The organism is Thermoflexus sp. (assembly GCF_040289485.1).
Classification (GTDB): domain Bacteria; phylum Chloroflexota; class Anaerolineae; order Thermoflexales; family Thermoflexaceae; genus Thermoflexus.
The window spans coordinates 14,795-29,208 of sequence record NZ_PSLG01000026.1; the positions used below are offsets into that span (position 1 = coordinate 14,795).

At 69.0% G+C, this 14,414-nt stretch carries 15 protein-coding genes; 10 read left to right on the forward strand and 5 right to left on the reverse strand.

From position 1 onward, the window contains the following. Positions 1–3: 3 nt before the first annotated feature. Entirely contained in the window at positions 4–1,590 is a 1,587-nt protein-coding gene (gene aceB, locus C4313_RS06210; RefSeq protein ID WP_352429000.1) for a malate synthase A, read from the forward strand. Beyond that, on the forward strand, positions 1,590–2,897 hold the full coding sequence (gene aceA / locus C4313_RS06215; RefSeq protein ID WP_352429001.1) for an isocitrate lyase: 1,308 nt from the start codon (positions 1,590–1,592) through the stop codon (positions 2,895–2,897). The genes aceB and aceA overlap by 1 nt, the downstream gene beginning before the upstream one ends. A 42-nt stretch (positions 2,898–2,939) precedes the next feature. Here aceA and C4313_RS06220 read toward each other — a convergent pair whose 3' ends face one another. The 4 genes from C4313_RS06220 to C4313_RS06235 all read right to left on the reverse strand — a co-directional run bounded on the left by C4313_RS06220 (position 2,940) and on the right by C4313_RS06235 (position 5,466). Next, positions 2,940–3,134, reverse strand: coding sequence for a hypothetical protein (locus C4313_RS06220; RefSeq protein WP_352429002.1), 195 nt, complete (start codon positions 3,132–3,134; stop codon positions 2,940–2,942). 142 nt (positions 3,135–3,276) lie between these two features. Further along, on the reverse strand, positions 3,277–3,543 hold the full coding sequence (locus C4313_RS06225; RefSeq protein WP_352429003.1) for a YggT family protein: 267 nt from the start codon (positions 3,541–3,543) through the stop codon (positions 3,277–3,279). A 57-nt stretch (positions 3,544–3,600) separates the two neighbouring features. After that, the gene (locus C4313_RS06230) at positions 3,601–4,356 is read right to left on the reverse strand and encodes a YggS family pyridoxal phosphate-dependent enzyme (protein ID WP_352429004.1); all 756 of its coding nucleotides are present in this window, start codon (positions 4,354–4,356) and stop codon (positions 3,601–3,603) included. A gap of 6 nt (positions 4,357–4,362) precedes the next feature. After that, positions 4,363–5,466, reverse strand: coding sequence for an aminopeptidase (locus C4313_RS06235; protein ID WP_352429005.1), 1,104 nt, complete (start codon positions 5,464–5,466; stop codon positions 4,363–4,365). Between the two features lie 203 nt (positions 5,467–5,669). Here C4313_RS06235 and C4313_RS06240 point away from each other — a divergent pair, with 203 nt between their 5' ends. The 8 genes from C4313_RS06240 (at position 5,670) to C4313_RS06275 (ending at position 13,537) form a co-directional block, all read left to right on the forward strand. Beyond that, positions 5,670–6,587: an MBL fold metallo-hydrolase gene (locus tag C4313_RS06240; RefSeq protein WP_352429006.1), complete on the forward strand. Its 918-nt coding sequence runs from the start codon at positions 5,670–5,672 to the stop codon at positions 6,585–6,587. A gap of 83 nt (positions 6,588–6,670) precedes the next feature. Then, positions 6,671–7,600: a lipoyl synthase gene (lipA, locus tag C4313_RS06245; RefSeq protein WP_352429007.1), complete on the forward strand. Its 930-nt coding sequence runs from the start codon at positions 6,671–6,673 to the stop codon at positions 7,598–7,600. A 233-nt stretch (positions 7,601–7,833) separates the two neighbouring features. Continuing rightward, entirely contained in the window at positions 7,834–8,850 is a 1,017-nt protein-coding gene (locus C4313_RS06250) for an ABC transporter ATP-binding protein (RefSeq protein ID WP_352429008.1), read from the forward strand. Beyond that, complete coding sequence (locus C4313_RS06255; protein WP_352429009.1) at positions 8,847–9,665, forward strand: ABC transporter permease; 819 nt, start codon at positions 8,847–8,849, stop codon at positions 9,663–9,665. The genes C4313_RS06250 and C4313_RS06255 overlap by 4 nt, the downstream gene beginning before the upstream one ends. 1 nt (position 9,666) lies before the next feature. Then, positions 9,667–10,518, forward strand: a complete 852-nt coding sequence (locus tag C4313_RS06260) for an ABC transporter permease (protein WP_352429010.1) — start codon at positions 9,667–9,669, stop codon at positions 10,516–10,518. 177 nt (positions 10,519–10,695) lie between these two features. Then, complete coding sequence (locus tag C4313_RS06265) at positions 10,696–12,039, forward strand: hemolysin family protein (RefSeq protein WP_352429011.1); 1,344 nt, start codon at positions 10,696–10,698, stop codon at positions 12,037–12,039. 32 nt (positions 12,040–12,071) lie between these two features. After that, positions 12,072–12,821, forward strand: a complete 750-nt coding sequence (rph, locus tag C4313_RS06270; protein WP_352429012.1) for a ribonuclease PH — start codon at positions 12,072–12,074, stop codon at positions 12,819–12,821. Beyond that, positions 12,821–13,537, forward strand: a complete 717-nt coding sequence (locus C4313_RS06275; RefSeq protein WP_352429013.1) for a hypothetical protein — start codon at positions 12,821–12,823, stop codon at positions 13,535–13,537. The genes rph and C4313_RS06275 overlap by 1 nt, the downstream gene beginning before the upstream one ends. Before the next feature lie 168 nt (positions 13,538–13,705). On the opposite strand, the gene C4313_RS06280 is transcribed toward C4313_RS06275, so the two are convergent. Next, the coding region (locus C4313_RS06280) for a 2-oxo acid dehydrogenase subunit E2 (RefSeq protein WP_352429014.1) at positions 13,706–14,414 on the reverse strand (709 nt) is incomplete at its 5' end.

Here is a 14,414-nt window from a genome sequence, read left to right on the forward strand (position 1 = left end):
GCCATGCTCCCGAAGGGTGTGGAGATCGTCGGGAGGAAGAACACAGGGTTCGAGGAGGTCCTGGCACCCGAGGCGGTGGCCTTCGTCGCCGAGCTGGCCCGGGAATTTGAGGAGGAGCGGCAACGCCTGCTGGAACACCGGCGCCAGCGGCGGGCCCGCATCGCCGCCGGCGAGCGGCCCACCTTCCCTCCGGAGACCGAAGGGATCCGTCGATCGGAATGGCGAGTGGCTCCGCCGCCCCCCGACCTGCAAACCCGATGGGTGGAGATCACCGGTCCCACCGATCGCAAGATGATCATCAACGCCCTTAACTCCGGTGCCCAGGTCTTCATGGCCGACTTCGAGGACGCCAACGTCCCCACGTGGTCCAACCTGATCGAGGGACAGCAGAACTTGCGGGAGGCGGTGCGGCGGACGATCCGCTACACCGCCCCCGACGGCCGCATCTATCGGCTGGGGGAAAGGATAGCCACCTTGGTGGTCCGCCCCCGGGGGATCCACCTCGATGAGCCCCGCCTGCGGGTGGACGGCCGGCCGGTGGCGGGGGCTCTCTTCGACCTGGGCCTTTTCCTGTATCACAACGCCCACGCGCTCTTGGAGCAGGGGAGCGGCCCCTATCTCTATCTGCCGAAACTGGAAGGTTACCGGGAGGCGCGATGGTGGAATCAGGTCTGCCAGGCTGCCGAGGATCGCTTGGGGCTCCCCCGAGGTGCCGTGCGGGTCTCGGTGCTGATCGAGCATATCCTCGCCGCCTTCGAAATGGAAGAGATCCTCTACGAGTTGCGGGAGCGGGCCACCGCCCTCAACTTGGGGCGCTGGGATTACATCTTCAGCATGATCAAAGTCTTCGCCCATGACCCCACCATGGTCCTCCCCGATCGAAGCCGGCTGACGGTGTCCGGGACCCCCTTCCTGCGGGCGGCCGCCCGGCGGCTGGTGCAGGTGGCCCATCGGCGGGGCGCCCATGCCATCGGTGGGATGTCCGCCTACATCCCCCGCCGGGATCCCGAGGTCAACGCCCGGGCCTTCGCGGAGGTGGAGGCCGACAAGGCTTGGGAGGTCGCCTTGGGGTTCGACGGAGCCTGGGTGGCCCACCCGGGCTTGGTCCCCCTGGTCGAGGGGATCTTCCGCCGGAACCTGGAGGGTCCCCACCAATGGCATCGCATCCCGGACGGCGAGGTGACGGCGGAGGACCTCCTGGAGCGCCCCGAGGGGCCGATCACCGAAGAGGGGCTGCGCCAGAACGTAGCGGTGGCTTTGCAATACCTGGGGGCGTGGCTGGCCGGGCGGGGGGCGGTGGCCATCTTCCACCGGATGGAGGACACCGCCACCGCCGAGATCGCCCGCTCCCAGATCTGGCAGTGGCGACGCCACGGCGCGCGGCTGGCGGATGGGCGCCCCATCGACGCGGCCACCTACTGCCGGATCCGGGAGGCGGAGCTGGAGGCCCTGCGGGCCGCGCCGCCGGAGCCGGGCGCCCGCTACGAGGACGCCGCGGCTCTGCTGGACGCCTTGGTGCTCTCCGAGGCGCTCGTCGAATTCCTCACCATCCCAGGGATGGCCATGCTCCACGAGGGAGGCGAGCCATGATGCGGGACGGGACGATTTGGGCGGCTCGGGCGGAGGCCCTGGAGCGCCGCTGGGCCGAAGACCCCCGCTGGCGGGGGATCCGACGGGACTACACGGCGATGGATGTGGTGCGCCTGCAGGGATCGGTGCGCATCGCCTACACCTTGGCCCAGCGGGGCGCGGAGCGGCTCTGGCACCTGCTCCATACCGAGCCCTATGTGGCCACCTTCGGCGCCCTCACCGGCGCCCAGGCCGTGCAGATGGTCCGCGCCGGGCTGAAGGCCATCTACGTCAGTGGCTGGCAGGTCGCCGCCGACGCCAACCTGGCCGGACAAACCTATCCGGACATGAGCCTGTATCCGGCCAACAGCGTCCCCGCCCTGGTCCGCCGCATCCAGAACGCGCTGCTGCGGGCGGATCAGATCGCCTGGAGCGAGGGGCAGACGGACATCGACTGGTTGGTCCCCATCGTGGCCGACGCCGAGGCCGGCTTCGGCGGCCCCGTCCATGCCTTCGAACTGATGAAGGCGATGATCGAGGCGGGGGCGGCCGGGGTGCATTTCGAAGACCAGTTGGCGGCGGAGAAGAAATGCGGCCATCTGGGAGGCAAGGTCCTGGTGCCCACTGGGGCCTTCATCCGCATCCTGAACGCGGCCCGCCTGGCGGCGGATGTGCTGGATGTCCCGACCCTTCTCATCGCCCGCACCGACGCCCTGAACGCCACCCTGCTCACCAGCGACATCGATGAACGGGATCGCCCCTTCCTCACCGGGGAGCGAACCCCGGAGGGGTATTTCGTCGTGCGGGGCGGCCTGGAGAGCGCCATCGCCCGGGCGCTGGCCTACGCCCCTTATGCCGACATGCTCTGGTTCGAGACCTCCCGGCCAGACCTGGAGGAGGCGCGGCGGTTCGCCGAGGCCATCCACCGCCACTTCCCCGGGAAACTGCTGGCCTACAATTGTTCCCCCTCTTTCAACTGGCGGCGCCATATGGGCCCCGAGGCCATCGCCCGCTTCCAGCGAGAACTGGCGGCGATGGGCTACAAGTTCCAGTTCATCACCTTGGCCGGCTGGCACGTGGTGAACCTCTCCACCTTCGAACTGGCCCGCGCCTATCGGGAGGAGGGGATGCCGGCCTACGTGCGTCTGCAGGAACGGGAGTTCGCCCTGGAGGGGGAAGGCTATACCGCCGTCCGCCATCAGCGGGAGGTGGGGACCGGCTACTTCGACCAGGTGGTCCTCGCGGTCTCGCGGGGCGCCGCAGCCACTGTCGCCATGGCCGGCTCCACCGAGGCCGCGCAGTTCGACGAAGGGCGCGCCGGGCGTTGAGGCCGGGCGGAAAACACCGACGGGGGCGATCGTCCGTTCCTGTTATGGCAGCATCTCCGTCTTCAAGACAGCGTCCAGCACGATCATCGCCGCCAGGGCCAGGGGCACTGCGGTGCCCAGATGATAGAGCAGCCCGTATTTGGCCGGCGGGATCGCGTAAAGGGCCAGCACGCACAGATCCAGGGCGATCCCAATCAGAAGGCCGCCGACGATCACGGCGATCCGCTTGGCCAGCATCCTGCTCCTCCCCAGCGCGGATTCCATCCGGGGCGCCGCCCCATCGATGGGAAGCGTTCCTGATTGTAACGACCACCTAACCCCTCGTCAACCTGGGTCCCCGAAATGCGGATATGGAGGGTTAGGAAAGGGGCGCCTGCGGTTAGAACATCGCCGCCAGGAATCCCTTCAGGAACTGGCCGGCCAGTTCGAGGAGGAGGATGGCCACCAGCGGGCTGAAATCCAGCCCCCCCACCGGCGGGAGGATCCGCCGCAGGGGGTTCAGCAGGGGCTCCACCAGGCTGGCCAAGAAGCGACGGGCCGGATGCCAGGGGTCCATCCCCACCCAAGAGGTGAACACATAGAACACGATGAGCAGGACATACAGGTTGATGGCCGCGTCGAGCAACGAGATCAGGTGGCTGGCCATAGCAGGCTCCTCCCAGACGCGGAGGACGCCCCGGCGCGGCCGCCCCCGAGACCGCTCTCACGGCGCCGGCCGCTCGCCGAAGATCGCCCGCCCCAAACGGATCATGGTGGCCCCCTCCTCGATGGCCACCTCAAAATCGTCGGTCATCCCCATCGACAAGTGCTCCCAGGCGGCCGCCGGGAAACGCCGGGCCAGGGCCTCCTGCAGCCGTCGGAGCCCTCGGAAGACCGGGCGCACCTGCTCCGGATCCGCGGCCACAGGGGCCACGGTCATCAGCCCGAGCACCTGCAGGCCGGGCAGCGCCAGGATGCGCGCCACCGCCTCGAAGAACCCCTCCCGCTGCTGCGCATCCTCCTCCCAGCGCTCCACCCGGAACCCGTATTTGGTGGCCTCGCCGGAGACGTTGCACTCTAGGAGCACCGGAAGGGGGCGCCGGGCTTCGACGGCCAGCCGGCTCAGTTTCTCCGCCAGCGGGATCGAGTCGACGGAGTGGATGACCTCGAACAAGGCCACAGCCCGGCGGGCCTTGCGACGCTGCAGATGGCCCACCAGGTGCCAGTGGATGGGCGCCTCCGGCCCCAGCCGGGCGCGGACCTCGGGGATCTTCTCCTCGGCCTCCTCGACGCGGTTCTCGCCGAAGACCCGCAGCCCACACGCGTAAGCCTCGACGATGGCCTCGGGGGGCACCGTCTTGGTCACCGCCACCACCGTGATGGCCTCGGGTGCCCGCCCGGCCCGGCGGGCCGCCGCAGCGATCCGCTCCTGGACCCGCGCCCAGCGCTCGGCGATGGAAAGGACCGTCCGGATCTCCATCCGCCATCACCCCACCAGGAACCGGCCGTCCCGGTAGAGCACCTCCCCGTCGGCCACGATCTCCCCTTCTTGGAGGTCACAGATCAGATCCCAGTGGATGGCCGACTGGTTGCGCCCCCCCGTCTCCGGGTAGGCGGCGCCCAGGGCGAGATGGAAGGTGCCGCCCAGTTTCTCATCGAAAAGGAGGTTGCGAGTGAACCGGCGGATGGCGAAGTTGGTCCCGATGCCCAACTCCCCCAGCCGCCGCGCCCCCTCGTCGGTCTCCAGCATCTTGAGGAGGAAGGCCTCGTTCTTTTTGGCCGTGGCCTTCACCACCCTCCCCCCTTCGAAGACCAATTCCACGCCCTCGACCTCGCGGCCGCCGTAGAGGGCCGGATAGGTAAAGCGCACCCAGCCTTCGGTGACCGTCTCCTCGGGCCCCGTGAAGATCTCGCCGTCCGGGAAGTTGTGGCGGCCGTCGGCGCTGATGAACGTGCGCCCTTCGATCCCCAGCACCAGGTCGGCGTGGGGTCCCCGGATGTGGAGCCGCCGGCGCCCTTTCAACCACGCCACCAGGCGGCTCTGGAAGGCCGCCTGCTCCTGCCACCGGGCCACCGGGTCCTCCTCGTTCAACCGACCGGCCTCGTAGACGAACTCCTCGAACTCCTGGAGGCTCATCTCGGCTTCCTGGGCGTAGGCCTCCGTGGGGTAAAGGGTGAGGACCCAGCGCAGTTCCCCCCGGGCGGCCCGCTCCATATACGTGCGGGTGAGGTCCCGCCGGGCCGCCGAGACCAGCGCCTGCTTCGCCGGATCCACGGTGCTCAGGGAGCGGGTGTTGGTCTCGCTGAGCACGTTGATGAGGACATCGAAGGTCTCGATGACCAGGCGGTCCAGCGGAGAGACGAACGTCAATTGAGGTTCCCGGGCCACACGGTAGAAAATCTCGGCGGCCCCGGGCAGGGAGACCAGCAGATGCGGATGCCCCCCGCGCTCCAGCACAAGACGGTAGACGGTCCGGAGGAGAGGGGCCGCCGCCGGCGTTCCCCGGATGGCCACCTTGTCCCCCGGCCGGACCCCCGTGGCATAGTCCACCAACACGCGTGCCCACCGCTCCAGCCGCGGATCGCCCATGGATGCACCCCGCCCGATCTCGGTAGATCCCCCGAACCGACAGGGAGTTTTCAGGGATTATACCGGTTTTCCCGGTGGGGAGCGAAAACCCAGCAAGGCCCTTGAACCCCATCCCTCCCTGCGCTAAGATTAACGACCATGGAGCCCCCATCAGGCCCTGGCTGAGTAAGGTCCGGAACGCTGCGTGAGGTGGACAGGCGACGATGGAAGCGAAGCGCCCGTTCTCGCTGGACTCCCGCGTGTTTGTGGAGGAACAGAGCCTCTTCGTCACGATCGGGGCGGTGCTGACCGATCAGGGCTGGGTGTGCATCGACACCCCAGCGGATCCCCTGGAGGCCGAGGGATGGCGCCAGACCCTTCAGGCCATCGCCCCCGCGCCCATCCGCGCCGTGATCTACACCGACGCGGGGCGGGATCGGGTGCTGGGGACCGCCGTCCTCCTCGGGGAGCGGGCCGGGCTGGTGGTGGCCCATCACCAGGCCTTCGAGCGGCTCAAGAGCCACGGCGAGATCGGGCGCCAACAGATGGTGGACCTCCTGATCAACATGGGCCTGGCGGAGTCCGCCGAGATCCTCACCCGCACCCCGTTGCGCCTGCCCAACCTCACCTTCTCCGACCGTCTGGTCTTGCGCTTCGGCTCCCCGACCCTGATCCTGCAATCCGCCGAGGGGCCGTCCAAAGGGCAGATCTGGGTGCACATCCCCGAGCACGAGGTGGTTTTCGTCGGCGACACGGTGACGTTGAACGCGCACCCCAACGTGGCCGACCCCGAGGCCGACCTGGAGCGCTGGCTGGAGCAATTGAAGCGGCTCCGGAGCGGTCGCGTGGCCTCCCGGATCGTCCCCGGACGGGGCCCGGTGGTGACCCCCGAGGGGATCGCCCCTGTCGTCGATTACCTGAAAGCCTTCCTGAAACGGGTGAAGACCCTGGCCGCCGCCGCCCGCAAAGTGGAGCTCGGTCCCGAGGTCAACCGCTTTCTGTCCTACTTCCCTGTCCCCGAATACGAGCGGGAGCGGGTACAGCGCCGCCTCCGCTCCGCCCTCGAGCGCCTGCTGGAGCAATACAGCGCGAAGGAGAAGACCCGCAGGGAGACAAAGGCCAAGGCCTCGAAGAAGAAATAAACGCATCGGGTCCTCCGGATTTGCCCTTTTAGCCCCTGGCGTGTTACGATTCCTAAGCGATCCGCTGCACTCGAGGTGGGCCGATGCCTTCGACGATCCGCGAGGCCATCCCCCTGGAGGCGGCGCCTGCATCACCGCCGCCCTCCCGACGTCCAGAGTGGCTGAAGGTCCGCGCCCCCCAGGGCGAGACCTATGAGTTCGTCCTGCGGCTGATGCGAAGCAAGCGCCTCCATACCGTCTGTGAGGAGGCCCGCTGCCCGAACATCGGAGAGTGCTGGGGACGCGGGACCGCGACCTTTATGATCCTAGGGGACGTCTGCACCCGCTCCTGTCGCTTCTGCGCGGTGAAGACAGGCCGTCCCCTGCCGGTGGACTGGGACGAGCCCAACCGTGTGGCGGAGGCCGTGCGGGCCATGGGGCTCTCCCACGTGGTGATCACCTCGGTCAACCGCGACGAACTGCCCGACGGCGGGGCCACCCTCTTCGCCATGACCATCCGCCGCATCCGCGAACGGGTCCCGGGGTGCACCGTCGAGGTCCTCACCCCCGACTTCAAGGGCTCCCTCGAGGCCCTGCGCATCGTCATCGAGGCGCGGCCCGACATCTTCAACCACAACGTGGAGACGGTGCCCCGCCTGTTCAAGAAGGTGCAGCCCCAGGACCGCTACGAATGGGCGATGGCCACCCTCTCCAACGCCAAGAAGTTGTGGCCGGAGGGCGTCACCAAATCCGGGATCATGGTGGGGCTGGGGGAGACCTGGGCGGAGATCATCGAGGTGATGAAGGACCTGCGGGCGGTGGGCGTGGACATCCTGACCATCGGCCAATACCTGCAGCCCTCCCGCCACCATCTGCCGGTGGAACGGTTCTACCGGCCCGAGGAGTTCGAGGAGCTCCGCCAGATCGCCTACGAACTGGGCTTCAAATGGGTGGAGAGCGGCCCTTTGGTCCGCAGCAGCTACCGGGCCGAGGCCCAGGCGCGGGCCCTCTCGCGGGCAGCCCCCGCGGCGTGACCCCGCGGGCGGCCCCCAAAAGCGAAGCGCCGGGGGCCGCCATCCCCGGCGCTCGGCTAAAAGGAGGAGAAGAGGTTCCGCCCGCTGCTCACTTATACCTTACCACTGAGCCGGCCTGGGATCTGGACGCCCGATAGACGAATCCCCGACGTTTGCCCGACGACCGCATCCCTTCTCCGGGAACGGCGCCCCGGGGGCGCGAGGGAACACCTTGATGGAGCACGGAACCGACGATGAGGGATGGGAAAACGGACGCCGCCGTGCGAACCGAGCGGCTGACCCGGGTGTATCGGGTGGGCCGCAGGCGCGGCCAGCCCCCCCAGGAGCGGGTGGCCCTGCAGGAAGTGGACCTGAAGATCCGCCCCGGGGAGCTGTTCGGCCTGCTGGGGCCCAACGGCGCGGGCAAGACCACCCTGATCAAGATCTTAACCACGCTGCTTTTGCCCACCTCCGGCCGGGCCTGGGTCGCCGGCTACGACGTGGTGACCCAGCCCGAGGCCATCCGGCGCCGGATCAACATGGTCGCCGGCGGGGAGTCCTGCGGCTACGGGCTCCTCACCGTCCGGGAGAACCTGTGGATGTTCTCCCAATTCTATGGGATCGAGAACCGGACGGCCCGCCAGCGGATCGAGACCCTGCTGGAGCGGTTCGGGCTGCGGGAACGCGGGGGCTCTAAACTCTCGGACCTCTCCACCGGGCTGCGGCAGAAGGTGAACATCATCCGGGGCTTCCTCACCGACCCCCAGATCCTCTTCCTGGACGAGCCCACTCTGGGCCTGGATGTCAACGCGGCCCGGCAGATCCGCGCCTTCATCCGGGAATGGGTCCTCGAGCGGCCGGGGCGGACCATCCTGCTCACCACCCACGATATGCACGAAGCCGAGGCCCTCTGCGATCGGGTGGCCATTATCAACCGGGGCCGCATCCTGGCGTGCGACACCCCAGAGAACCTGAAGCGCGGGCTGCAACGGGACGCCCTCTTCTCCCTCCAGGTCACCGCCTTCCCAGGCTCCGCCACCCTCCTCCAGGCCATCCCCGGCGTCCGGCAGGTCCGGGGCCGGCACGAGGACGGACGGCTGGAACTGGACCTGGTCCTGGCGGAGGAAGGGGTGATCGGGCCGGTGATCTCCGCCCTGACGGCCCAGGGTGCCCACATCCTGTGGCTGCGCAAGCGGGAGCCCACCCTGGAGGACGTCTTCGTCCACCTGGTCGGGCGGGGCCTCTCGGAGGGGACGGAGGAGGCCGGATGAGCCGCGAGGGGATCGCCCTCTTCCTACGGACCATGATCGCCCGCGCCTACCCCCGGATCATCGGCCAGAACCGGGAGCCCAGTTGGGTGCTGATCGACGTCGGGCTGCCCCTGCTGGGGACCTCCGCCTATGTGTTCATCTACCGGGCCCTGGGAGCTCCTGAGGCTTACATCGGCTTCGTCATCCTGGGCGGGGCCATGACCGCCTTCTGGCTCAACGTCCTGTGGTCTATGTCCGCCCAGTTGTATTGGGAGAAGGAATCGGGGAACCTTCCCCTGTTCATCATCGCCCCCGGGCCGATGATGGGGATCCTGGCAGGGATGGCCCTGGGCGGGATGTTCGCCACCACCCTGCGGGCGGTCGTCATCATGCTGGCCGGCTCCCTGCTCTTCGGGGTGAAATTCGCCCCGGCCAACCCGTTTCCGCTCTTGGGGACCTTCCTGCTGACTTTGTTGGCCCTCTACGGCATGGGGATGCTGCTGGCCTCCCTCTTCCTGATGTGGGGGCGGGAGGCCTGGCACCTCACCAACCTGCTTCAGGAGCCCATCTATCTGCTCTCCGGATTCTACTTCCCGATCCGGGCCCTCGGGTTCTGGGCGGGGGTCCTCGCCTCATGGATCCCGCTCACCCTGGGCCTGGACGCCATGCGGCAACTGCTCTTCCCTGGAGCGGCCGCCGGCTTGCTCCCGGTGGGCGCTGAGATCGCCGCCCTGGCCGGCCTGAGCGCTGGCTTCCTGGCCGCCGCCCACCGGGCCCTGGCGGCGCTGGAACGGCTGGCTCGGCGCGACGGCCGGCTGACGGAACGGAGGCGTTGAGATGGCCCCCTCCCTCGGGCGCACCCTGCGCACCGCGGCCTGGCTGGGCTGGCAGATCGAGTCGAACTGGGCAGATCCCTTCCTGTTCGCCGTGTATTCGGTGGTCAAGCCCATCGCCAGCGTCCTGATCCTGGTCCTGATGTATCGGGTGGTGGCCCGGGCCGATTTCGCCCACCCGCTCTTCGCCTACATCTATCTAGGCAACGCCTTTTACATCTACGTCGGCGCGGTGTTGACCGGGATCAGCCAGGTGCTGGGGATGGATCGAGAGGAATACAGCGTGCTGAAGTATTTCTACGTGGCCCCCATCCCGGCGGCCGCTTACCTGGTCGGCCGGGGGATGGCCCGGATGGCCACCGGGACCTTGGCGGTAGCCATCACCTTGCTCTTCGGCGCCCTCGCCTTTCGGCTCCCTCTCCGCCTCTCCCTCCCGGAGGCGTTCTTCTTCCTCGCCGTGATGGCCCTGGGGTTGCTTGCGATGATCGGGCTGGGGGTGGGTCTGGCCGGGGCGACGCTGCTGGCGGCCCGCCACGTTTGGGTGATCGGGGAGGCGGTGGCCGGGGCGCTGTATCTGTTCTGCGGCGCGGTGTTCCCCCTGGAGGTGCTGCCGGGATGGCTGCGGCCCCTCGGCTATCTGTCGCCCCTCACCTACTGGCTGGAAGGCGTGCGCCGCGCCCTGCTGGGCCCGACGGCCGCCCGCTTCCCCACCTTCGCGGGCTGGTCGGACACCCAACTGCTGCTGGCCCTGGGGGGCATGGCCGCGCTCTCGGTGCTCGGGGGGTTCGCCGGCTACCGCCTCGCCGAAGGGCACGCCCGGCGCTGGGGCCTCATCGACCGGGAGACTGGATATTGAAAGGGCCAGCGCCCCGCGCCGGCGCGGTAAAATCGAAAACAGCCCTTGGGGGGAGAGGCCGCCGAGTGGACGGATGGCTGTCTCACGAAGCTGAAGGAGTTCTTATAAAGAACAGCTCCAGCCGCAACCGGGGTAGAATCATCCTAGATCCCCTTGGCGAGGTTCCCGCCCAGGACGATGGATGATAGTTCGCTATTGCTGAGTTGGCTGGGGGTTTTCACCCTCATCGGCCTGAACGCCTTCTTCGCCGCCGTCGAATACGCGGTGGTCTCCGCGCGGCGGAGCCGGATCGCTGTGCTGGCCGATTCGGGCCACGCCACCGCTCGCATCGCCCTGCGCTGGCTGGAGGACGCCCGCCACCGCGACGAGATCCTGGCCACGGTCCAGGTGGGCATCACCATGATCGGATTGGCCCTGGGCTGGTTTGGAGAGCGGACCCTCTCGGCCACCCTGAGCCGCTTTCTGAGCGCCCCCCCGCCGTCCCCCCTGCTCCGGGCCCTCCTGCAATCGCTGCCCCTGGCGCTCAACCTGACCTTCACCCTCGGCTTGCAGATCATCCTCGGCGAGCAGGTCCCCAAGATCGCCACCCTCCGGACGCCCGAGCGGGTGCTGTTGGCCGGCCTGCGTCCCATGCTGGTGGCTTATGGGTTGCTGCGTCCCCTGGTCTGGGCGTTGCACCGGGTCACCCACCTTGTCCTGCGGGCTTTGGGGATCTCCCCCGACGGCTATGGGATGATGTACACCATCGAGGAACTCAAGCGCATCGTCGACGAGACCGAAGAGGCCGGCCTGCTGGAGCCCGAAGCCCGGGAGATCGTGGCCGCGGTCTTCGACCTGGGCCAGACGCCAGCCCGCCAGATCATGGTCCCTCGCACCGAGATCGTGGCCGTCGAGGCCGACGCGCCCGTCGAGCGCATTCTCGACGAGGCCATCCGCACCGGCTACGACAAGTTCCCTGTCTACGAAGGGGACCTGGACCACATCCTCGGCATCGTGCACCTGCGGGAGGCCATGGCCGCCTGGCGGGCCGGCCGGCCCGCCCGCGCCCGGGACCTGTGTCGGGAGGTCATGGTGGTGCCCGACTCCATCCGCGTCAACGACCTGCTGAAGCGGTTCCGGGAACAGGAGCAACACGTGGCCATCTTGGTGGATGAGTTCGGAGGGACCTCCGGGATGGTCACGCTGCGGGACGTGCTGGAGCAACTGGTCGGGGAGCTCCACGAGCGCATGGAGCCCACGGAGCCCGACGTGGTGGCCATGCCCGACGGCTCGTATCTGATCAGCGGGCTGCTTCCCATCCAGGAGGTCAACGAACGCTTCGACCTGGACCTGCAGGATCCCTATTACGAGACCATTGCCGGGTTCGTGCTGGGCCGCCTGGGCCGCATCGCCCGCGTCGGCGACGAGGTGGACGCCGGGCCGGTGCGGCTGCGCGTGGAGGCGATGGACGGTTTGCGCATCGCACGGCTGCGCCTGATCCGCCAACCCGCCTCGGAGCCGCGCCGCGCCCCGGTAAAATAACAATCGCCCATCCTCACGACCGGAGGGAGCCGATGCCGCGGCCGGACGGTCGGGCCAACGACGCCCTGCGACCGGTGCGCTTCCACCTGGGGTTCGCCGAATACGCCGAGGGCTCGGTCCTCATCGAGGCCGGGCGCACGCGAGTGCTGTGCGCCGTCACCGTGGAGGAGGGCGTGCCCTCCTGGTTGAAGGGGCAAGGGCGGGGCTGGCTCACGGCGGAATACGCGATGCTCCCCCGCAGCACCCACACCCGCACCCCCCGGGAGCCCGGCCTTCAGAGCGGCCGCACCAAGGAGATCCAACGGCTGATCGGCCGCAGCCTCCGCGCCGCCCTCGACCTGAGCCTTTTGGGGGAGCGCACCCTCATCCTGGACTGCGATGTGCTCCAGGCCGACGGCGGTACCCGCACCGCGGCCATCACCGGCGGCTACGTGGCCGTGGCCCTAGCCCTCCGCCGCCTGATCCACGCCGGCCTCGTCCCGCCGCAGGTTCTGCGGACCCCCGTGGCCGCCGTTAGTGTCGGCATCGTGGAGGGGGAGCCCCGGCTGGACCTCTGCTACGCCGAGGACAGCGTCGCCGAGGTGGATTTCAACGTGGTGATGACCGGCGACGGGCGCTTCGTGGAGATCCAGGGGACCGGCGAGGGACGCCCCTTCACCGCTGAGGAACTCGCGGTGCTGCTGGACCTGGCCCGCAAGGGCATCGCGGCGCTGCTGGCCGCCCAGGCCCAGGCCTTGGAAGCGGAGACGATCCCGAGGCCCGCGCCGGAGGCACCGCCCTGATGAGGCCTGTCCTTCGCCCCCTCGCCGGCCTGTTCTTCCTCGGCCTCCCCCTCCTCCTGGGGGGATGCCTCACCCTGGAGGTCCGCACCCGGCTGCGGCCCGATGGGAGCGCTGAGCGGACGGTGACGGTAGCGGTGGACGAGGTCCTGCTCCAGGGCGCGGCCGCGGATCCGATCGCCGCGCTGCATGAGGCGGCCGTGGCCGCCGGGTGGCGGGCGGAGCCCTACCGGGACGAGCGGCGGGGAGAGCGGGGGGTGCGCCTGAGCCGGACGGCCTCCGCGCTGGAGGACCTGGGGCGGCTCCCGGCGACGGATCCACTGGCCGGGCTGGAGCGGATCGCCCTCGAGGCCGGGGAGCCGTCGCGGGTCACGGTGACCCTTTCGATCGCTGGCGTGCTGGAGCGGCTGCGACAGGCCGCTGGGGAGCCACCCCTCTCGCCGGAAGATCGGACCCTGCTGCAGGCCGCCGACCTGCGCCTGATCTACACCCTGGAGGTGCCCGGGGTGGTGTTCGATTACGCCCCCCGGGACCTCGCCCGGGCGGAGGGCGGACGGGTCCGTTGGGAGGTGCCCCTCACGCCCGACCGCCCGGAGATCACCCTGACGGCCCGCTGGCGGCCAGTCGCCTCTGGCCCCTTCCCGCCGCTGTGCGCTGGCGGCCTGGGGCTCCTCCTCAGCCTCGCCGTGGGGATAGGGGCGATCCGGGGATGGCGATAGCGCGATGAATGTGCCCATGGGGATGGAGGAAGATCTCCCGTCCGCCCGTTGCCTCCGCTGTGGAAGCCAGGGGGCGCCCGATCTCGAGCGCTGCCCCCGCTGCGGAAGGCCCCTCGGCGGATCCTCGGAAGGGAACCAAAAAGGAGCCCGTCTTCATGGCGGGCTCCCTCACTCCACAAGCAACAACAGTGGGTTCTCCAGATAGCGCCGGAAGGTCTGGAGGAAGCGGGCCACCTCCGCCCCGTCGGTGACGCGGTGATCGGCGGATACCGTCACCTTCATCCGCTTGCCCACGGCGAGGGCTCCCCCCTTCACCACGGGGACCTCCCGGACGCTCCCGACGGCCATGATGGCGGCCTCGGGCGGGTTGATGATGGCGATGAAATGCTCTACCTCGTACATCCCGAGGTTGCTGACGGTGAAGACGCTTCCCTCAATGTCCTCCGGCCGCACCTTGCCGCTCCGAGCCCGTTCCACCAGTTCCCGGGTCTCCCGGGCGATCTGGGCCAGGGGCTTGCGGTCGGCGTCGCGCACCACCACCGTGAGCAACCCCTCCTCCAGAGCCACCGCGATCCCGATGTGGATGGCCTCGTGATAAACGATCCCTCCTTCCTGGTAGGAGGCGCGCAGCGCCGGGAAGTCCCGCAGGGCGAGGGCTGCCGCCTTCACCACCAGATCGTTCACCGTCACCTTCCCCCGCTCCCCCAGGGCAGCGTTGATCCGTTCCCGCCAGGCCATGGCCTCGTCCATGTCCACCTCGACGGTGACGTAGAAGTGGGGGACCGTCTGCTTGCTGGCGGTCATCCGGCGGGCGATGGCCTGGCGCAAGGGAGAGGCCGGCGCCACGGCCGGGGCCGGGGCGGCTGGCGGCGCAGGG